This is a genomic window from Methylobacterium sp. Leaf469 (assembly GCF_001424745.1).
GTDB lineage: Bacteria > Pseudomonadota > Alphaproteobacteria > Rhizobiales > Beijerinckiaceae > Methylobacterium.
This window is the reverse complement of sequence record NZ_LMRE01000039.1, coordinates 1-1,975: the sequence shown is the minus strand read 5'-3', so window position 1 is coordinate 1,975 and position 1,975 is coordinate 1. Positions and strand designations below refer to the sequence as shown.

Here is a 1,975-nt window from a genome sequence, read left to right as displayed (position 1 = left end):
CGAGAACGAGTTCGCGGTGATGCCCGCGCACCTGCCGGCCACGCCGCACCGGGGGACGCCGCGCCCGCGCATCGACGGGCTGCAGATCGCCCGGATCGCCGGCCCGCCGGGCGAGGAGATCCACACGGACGCGTTCGGGCGGGTGAAGCTGACCTTCCCGTGGGACCGGCGCTCCAAGGCGGACGGCACCGACACCGGCTGGGTGCGGGTGTCGCAGAGCTGGGGTGGGGGCAGCTGGGGCCAGCAGATTATCCCGCGCATCGGCATGGAGGCGCTGGTGGCCTACCAGGAGGGCGACCCCGACCGGCCGATCGTGGTCGGCATCGTGCCCAACCCGAACAATCCCGTGCCGTACGACCTGCCGGCCAACAAGACCAAGCTCGTGATCCGCTCCGACACCCACAAGGGCACGGGCTACAACGAGGTCTCGATGGAGGACCAAGCGGGCGCCGAGAATCTGTTCACGCATGCCCAGAAGGACATGACCACGAAGGTCTTGAACGACGCGACCACGCGGGTGGACGCCAACCAGGTCCAGAGCATCGGCGCCAACCATGCGATGGAAGTCGCCAACAACCAGAGCCAGCAGATCGGCGGCTCGCGCTCGCTCACCGTGGGCGCGGTGGGCGGCGCGGCGAGTGCGGGCCTTTCGACAGCGATGGCGGCGCTGTCGGGACAGACCGCCGGGCTGCTCGGGCAGGCCATGGGCGTCGCCATGCAGGCCATGGGCTCGGCCGGAAGCGGCGGCGGAGCCGGCGGAGTGGGCTCCGCGGACGGTGCCGGCGGGGGGGAGAGCGGCGGAGCGTCCGGCCTCGACCCGTCGGCTCTGGTCGGCCTGGCCTCGGGGTTCACCAGCCTCGTCGGTGGCGGGGGGATCGGAGGCCTGCTCGGCGGCGCGATCGATCAGACCCGCGCGGGCATCAACGCGGCGAGCGCCAAGAGCATGATCCAGGCGGGCGGGGCGGGCATGGCCGGCGCCGGCACGCAGCTCGCCGGTCAGGTCGCCGGCATGATGGGCGGCCTCGGCGGCGTCATGAACACCCAGGTCTCGCGGTTCCAAAACAACACCACCGGCCTCGCCAGCACCGAACAGGTCGGCGTCACGAAGGTCGTCAACGTCGGCCAGACTTCACGTGAGCATGTCGGAAGGACAAAAAAGCTAACGGTCGGGGACGAATTTGTGATCGAGGTCGGAAAGTCCAAGTTTATCATGCGCAAGGACGGCACAATCATCATCCTTGGCACAAACTTCAATTTCACCGCATCCGGTCCTGTGCAAATCAACGGTTCGGTGGTCGATCTCAACAAGCCCGGCTCTGACGAGGGAGGGGGCGGCAACTCTGCCGATGGCTCCTGAGAGACCGCCTCGTGTCCGTCGAAAACCGCACACCGTTTCCAGCGCTTGCCTTCCGGCAGTACAACCTCGCCGGTGCGATGAACGGCGTCGTCGCGGTACGGGGCACGTTCCGGCTTGTCGAGGGCAGTGCCCTGGAAGCTGCGAACGAGCAGATGCCGCTCGTCATGTCGGATGTCTACGATGGCGACCCGCACGCCGCGCCACAGATGGCCTGCACGGATCTCGTGCCGTTCAAGCCCGGCACGGACGTGACCTTCGTCGGCACGTCGTTCGCGCGGGACGACGTGGCTCTTCCCTCCTGGTCGTGCGCCTTGCAAGTCGGGCCCGTTTCCAAGCGGCTGCGGGTCACCGGTCCACGCGTATGGCGCGCGCGGACCCGCAAGACTTGGAAGGGCCTCATCGGGCTTGGTCCCGAAGATGTGCTCGATGGCTGGGACTTGTCCGAGCCCGAACCGGCGACGATGGTGCCGATCGACTGGCGGCTCGCCTACGGCGGCAAGGTCCCGCGTGCAACCCAGGACGCGCCGGACGGCGTGCACTCCGCAAATCCGGTCGGTTGCGGGATCGTCGATGCCGCCCGCTTCCCCGAGGTGACGCAATGGCCGGCGCCGCAGATCG

The 1,975-nt window shown here is 68.6% G+C and carries 2 protein-coding genes; both read left to right on the top strand.

Features of this window, described 5'->3' with window-relative positions:
- Positions 1-1,357, top strand: a 1,357-nt coding sequence (tssI, locus tag ASG60_RS16820) for a type VI secretion system tip protein TssI/VgrG (protein ID WP_156398945.1), incomplete at its 5' end; no start/stop codon positions are given.
- 11 nt (positions 1,358-1,368) lie between these two features.
- On the top strand, positions 1,369-1,975 hold a 607-nt coding region (locus ASG60_RS16815), incomplete at its 3' end, for a DUF2169 domain-containing protein (RefSeq protein ID WP_156398944.1).